Annotated in this window: 4 protein-coding genes; 2 read left to right on the top strand and 2 right to left on the bottom strand. The window is 71.2% G+C overall.

Annotated elements, in window-relative coordinates:
• On the top strand, positions 1 to 454 hold a 454-nt coding region (locus tag VHK87_RS01690), incomplete at its 5' end, for a hypothetical protein (RefSeq protein ID WP_329633161.1).
• 69 nt (positions 455 to 523) lie between these two features.
• Here the strand turns inward: VHK87_RS01690 and VHK87_RS01695 are convergent.
• Positions 524 to 829 (bottom strand): hypothetical protein, encoded by a 306-nt coding sequence (locus tag VHK87_RS01695; RefSeq protein WP_329633164.1) that lies wholly within the window; start codon positions 827 to 829, stop codon positions 524 to 526.
• A gap of 246 nt (positions 830 to 1,075) precedes the next feature.
• Here VHK87_RS01695 and VHK87_RS01700 point away from each other — a divergent pair, with 246 nt between their 5' ends.
• Positions 1,076 to 3,058, top strand: coding sequence for a methyl-accepting chemotaxis protein (locus VHK87_RS01700; RefSeq protein ID WP_329633162.1), 1,983 nt, complete (start codon positions 1,076 to 1,078; stop codon positions 3,056 to 3,058).
• Positions 3,059 to 3,129: 71 nt separating this feature from the next.
• On the opposite strand, the gene VHK87_RS01705 is transcribed toward VHK87_RS01700, so the two are convergent.
• Positions 3,130 to 5,182, bottom strand: a 2,053-nt coding sequence (locus tag VHK87_RS01705) for a DUF2339 domain-containing protein (protein ID WP_329633163.1), incomplete at its 5' end; no start/stop codon positions are given.

Genomic DNA, 5,182 nt, shown 5'->3' on the forward strand with positions numbered 1-5,182 from the left:
CGCGCCGCCGGTCGCCGCGCAGAGCCCTGCGCCGACCGCGCCTCGCCCCGCCTTCCGCAATCCCTGGACGACGCCCAGGCCCACGATGCGGCAGGCCCTCTCGGAAATGGTGGCCGCCTTCAAGGCCGACTTCCAGGACACTGTGCCGCCGCCCCGCAGCCTGGCCACGGCCGAAGGGCCCGAGCCTTCGTTCGACCCCGCCGGCGACATCGACTTCACCGTCGCCGACGCCTTTGACGAGCGGCATCTCGCCGCGCCATCGGCGACCAGCCAGGCGGTGACCGCCTCCGCCCAGGTCGGCGAGCGGGACGACGGCGTGGCCCGCGCCCGCGCGCTCAACCTCGAAGCGGCCGAGAAAGCCAAGGAGGCGGGCAGCGCCATGGCCGCCCATGAGGCCGCCCAGCGCCAATACCAACAAGAGCTGACCCGCTGGCGCGAGCAGCTCGAGCAGTGACGCAGGCATAGGAACGCCCCCGGCCTTTCGGCGCGGGGGCGTTCTGGAATTCTGGTCGTGGTCGGGCGCTTAGCTGCCCGGGAACCGGACCGGAACCTTGACCACGCCGGTCTTGGACCCGATCGGCAGCACTTCAGCGACGCACAGGGCCGCCTTGTCGAAGCCCTTGCCGCCGGCGCTGTTGCTCACCACCGTGCAGCCCGAGAGCTTGCCGCCCGCCGCCGTGCATTCCAGCACGACCGCAGCCGAGTCCTTCACGTTCGCGTGCTTGGCCAGGCACGAGCCCATCTTTTCTTCGAACACGCCCGCCGAAGCGGCGCCCGCGAACGCAACGCTGAAAAGAATGCCGCCGCTAATCGCGATGAGTTTCTTCATCATCCCCACTCCTTCTCCTCGGAAGTGTGCGGATCAAACGCGATTCAGGTTAAGAAAGACTGACCTGCTAAATCTAATCTTGGTAAATTTCAGATAAACGCGGGCCTAACATTGTTAGGCGACCCAAGGCCGCAGTCCCGGCAAGTCTCGCGAGGCTCCCGCTCACTCTTTGGTGACGTTCCGTTAGCACCATCGATTCATGATGTCGCAGCTCGGATTCGGGCTCAGGCTACCAGGGGGGATGAAGTGAAGCGGTTTCGGCTCGTAGACTTGCCGCTGATCGTCAAGATCGGTTTCGCGCCCGCTTTCGCGTTGATCATGCTGGCGCTTTCCGCGGCCGGCAGCGTCGTGTTGCAGCAGGACCAGGCCGGCGAGCTCAGCCGCGTGGTCGAGCAGGACATGCCGAACAACATGCGCCTGCAGAAGATCTCGCAGCGGATCACCGACGTCCACGGCGAGCTCTACTTCCTGCTGACCAGCCAGGCTGCGTCGATCGAGGTGGACAAGATCGAGGGCAAGGCCCAGGCCATGCTGGCGGAAGTGGACGCCATCCAGAAGGAAGTGGCCGAGATCGGCAAGGCCGCCCCGCCCGCCCAGAAGCCCGCCTTCGATCAGCTCGCCAAAGACCTGAAGGAGACGCGCGACGCGCTCGACCTGATCGCGGCGATGATCACGACCGACTTCGGCACCGCCGCCGGCTTCGCCGCGCCGTTCGAAGAACAGTACGCCAAGATGAGCGCCAACCTGGACAAGATCGTCCAGGCCCAGAGCACCACCACCGACAAGAACGCCGCCGCCTCGATCGCCGCCGCGCAGAAGGGTCAGACCACGACCCTGATCGCCGCCCTGGTGACCCTGCTGGCCGCCGGCGCGATCACCCTGTTCTCGGTGATCACCATGCGCCGCGAAGTGAAGCTGATCGCCGGCGCGACCGAGAGCCTCGCCCGCGGCGACAACTCGATCGACCTGGACAAGCTGTTCCGCAAGGACGAGCTGGGCGCCATCGTCAGCTCGCTGGTCATCTTCCGCGACAACCAGCAGCAGATGGAGCGTCTGCGCAAAGAGCAGGAAGCGGCGCGCCAGTCCGCCGAGGAGACCCGCAAGCAGAGCGCCGAGGCCGCCGCCGCGGTGGCCGAGGAACAGAACCTCATCGTCAGCCAGCTGGCCGAGGGCCTCGACCGCCTGGCCATGGGCGACCTGACCTTCCGCCTGCAGACCGCCTTCCCCGGCGAGTACAAGAAGCTCAGCGACGACTTCAACGCCTCGGTCGCCAAGCTCGAGGACGCCATGCGCGCCATCGCCATGGCCACCTACTCGATCCAGTCGGGCACCACCGAGATCAGCCACGGCGCCGACGACCTGTCGCGGCGCACCGAGCACCAAGCCGCCACCCTCGAGGAGACGGCCGCCGCCCTCGACCAGATCACCGCCACCGTCCACAAGACCGCCGAGGGCGCGACCCACGGCCGCGAAGCGGTGGGCAGCGCCAAGTCCGACGCCGAACGTTCGGGCGAGATCGTCCGCAAGGCCGTCGTGGCCATGAACGAGATCGAGCAGTCGGCCCGCCAGATCAGCCAGATCATCGGCGTCGTCGACGAAATCGCCTTCCAGACCAACCTGCTGGCCCTCAACGCCGGCGTGGAAGCGGCCCGGGCCGGCGAAAGCGGCAAGGGCTTTGCGGTCGTCGCCTCGGAAGTGCGGGCGCTCGCCCAGCGCTCCGCCGAGAGCGCCAAGGAGATCAAGGGCCTGATCTCGGCCTCCACCGAGCAGGTCGCCCAGGGCGTGGCCCTGGTCGGCGAGACCGGCAAGGCCCTGGAGCGGATCGTCACCCAGGTGGCCGAGATCTCCAACGTGGTCGGCGAGATCGCCGCCTCCGCGAAGGAAGAGGCGCTCGGCCTCAATCAGGTCAACACCGCCGTCAACCAGATGGACCACGTGACCCAGCAGAACGCGGCCATGGTCGAGGAATCCACCGCCGCCTCGCGGGTGCTGGCCCAGGAGGCCCAGGAGCTCGGCAAGCTGGTCGCCCGCTTCAAGGTCAGCGGCCTGGAGAACCCGAACCGCAAACCCGCCGCCCGCCCGGCTCAGACCACCGCTGCGTCGTCGGCGCCCCGGGAGTCCCGGCCCGCCGCCCCGCTCAGCGGTCATGCGCCCCGGACCCTAGGCGCCACCGCCCTGGCCTCCGCACCCTCCTCGGCCCCCGAGGAAGAGGGCTGGGAAGAGTTCTAGGACGGCCTTAGCGCCGCTCCAGACCAGGCCGCGGGGGGCGACCCCCGCGGCCTTTTCATTTGAAGACGCCTCTAGCGCTCGTCGGCCGCAGGCCTGCCGCCGCCAGGGCGCCATGAGCCGCCCTCCCCCGCCAGACGGCGGGCGAGCACCGCCGCTGCGAGCAGCAGCCCGCCCACCGCCAGGAACGAGGCGGCGCGGATCAAGCCCTCCAGCCGCGCCAGGTCGAAGACGAAGATCTTGCCGAGCGTCACGAACAGCACCGCCAGCCCGGCGAGCCTCAGGTCGTTGACCCGCCGGGCGACGCCGGCCAGCAGCAGGGCGAAGCCGAACAGCCCCCACACCGCCGAGAAGGTCCAGGTCTCCAGCCCTGCGTCGCGCGCGTCCGGAGCCATGTCGAGCCCGCGGAAGCTTGCACGCACCGCCAGCGTCACCAGTGCGAAGGCCAGCGCGACGCCGCCCAGCCTGAGCGCCCGCTGCAGCAGCGACTGGGTCCCGCCGGCCAGGCGCAGGCCCACCAGCACCATGCAGGCCGCCGCGGCGGCGTAGAGGCCGAGCAGCAGGGCGGCGTCCAGGGCGCTGTCCAGCGGCCGTTGCAGCGGCCCCCACCAAGGACTGGCCCCATAGCCAAAGATGATGATCGCCAGCAGCAGGGCGCCCCACGCGCCGGCGCGGCCGACGGCGACGATTTCCCCGGCCAGCGGGCTGACGGTCAGTCGCCGCCGGCTCGCCAGGTCGCCGACCCAGATGGTGGCCGCCGCCGCCAGCAGGCAGCAAAGCCCGTAGGCGGCGACCTCGGTGCGGCCTACCACGTCCAGCGCCTCGTGCAGGCCCGCGCCCTGGAACAGCCGCCTCAGCTCCAGCAGGGTCCCGGCGAAGGCCAGCCCCGCCGCGCCCGCCAAGAAAGCGCCGAGCAGCCAACGCTTGAAGCTGACCCGCGGGTCGGTGGCCAGGGCGAGGAGGACCGCAGGCGCCAGCAGGCCCGCCGCGATGCTGTCGAAGAGCGGCGGCCCTGCGACGGCCGGGCTCCAGCGCGCCCAGAGGGGGTTGAACAGCAGGAGCTGAAAGACGACCGCGTGCGCCAGCCCGAGCAGGAGCAGCGCCTGCCCGCGCCAGCGGCCGATCACGCCCGCCGGCTCGCGGCTGACGAGAGCGCTATAGGCCTCCTCCACAAAGGCGGGAAGCAGGCTCGCCGCGCCGTCCTCGTCGCGTTTCGGCGGGGTGGCGGCGATCGCTGCGCTGAGGCCGGCGACCACCAGCAGCAGGGTGCGAAGCCCGGCCTCCAGGAACGGATCGAGGACGCCGCCCGGCCCCCAGGGCCGCAACAGCAGGAAGCCGCCGGTCAGGGACAGGACGAGCGCGCCCGTGCTGAGCGCCTCGGCGCTGGCCCGCGCGCCCTCGACACGGCCGGTCAGGCGGGCGGCGAGGAAGATCAGCAGCGCCGAGACCGCCGCCTCAGCCGCCAGCAGGGGCCAGCCGAGGCGGCCGTCGCCCAGGGCCGAGAACATGGCCGGCGAGATGAGCGCCGCCAGCGCGGCCAGGCTCGCGGCCAGGGTCACCGCCGCCAGCCCCCACCACCGCAGGCGCGCATGCATCGCCGCCACACCCGCCGAAAGGGCGGCGAGGGCGACAGGCAGCGCGCGGGCGTCGAGGCCCTCGTTCAGCGCGGCGATCGCCGCCGCGCCGGCCGTCCAGAGCCAGATGGCGGGCGCCACCGCACGCTCTTCGCCTCGGGAGGCCGTCACCAGCCGGGCCGCCGCAGCGAACAGCAAGGCGCAGGCAAGCAGTTCCGGCGCCCAGGCGGGCCACGGCCCCGCTCCGATGGCGACCGCGAGCGCAAGCGAGGTGGCCGCGCCCGCTCCGGGCCAGCGGCGGTCCGCCCCTTCGGACCACAGCGCATTGGCCAGACCGGTCGCCGCCGTCACCAGAGCCAGCACCCCTAGCGACGGCGCGCCCACCTCGGCGGCGCCCGATCCGCGCCAGAACACCGGGGCGAGGCAGGCGGCGTAGGCGGCCAGTTGCAGCGGCGCTGGGATCAGGCGCCGGTAAACGCCGACGGCGCTGAGCGCGCACAGCGCCGCAGCCGCCGTCGTGGCGTACGGCTCCGCTCCGGGAACCAGCCACAGC

Source organism: Phenylobacterium sp. (genome assembly GCF_036263695.1).
Lineage (GTDB): Bacteria > Pseudomonadota > Alphaproteobacteria > Caulobacterales > Caulobacteraceae > Phenylobacterium.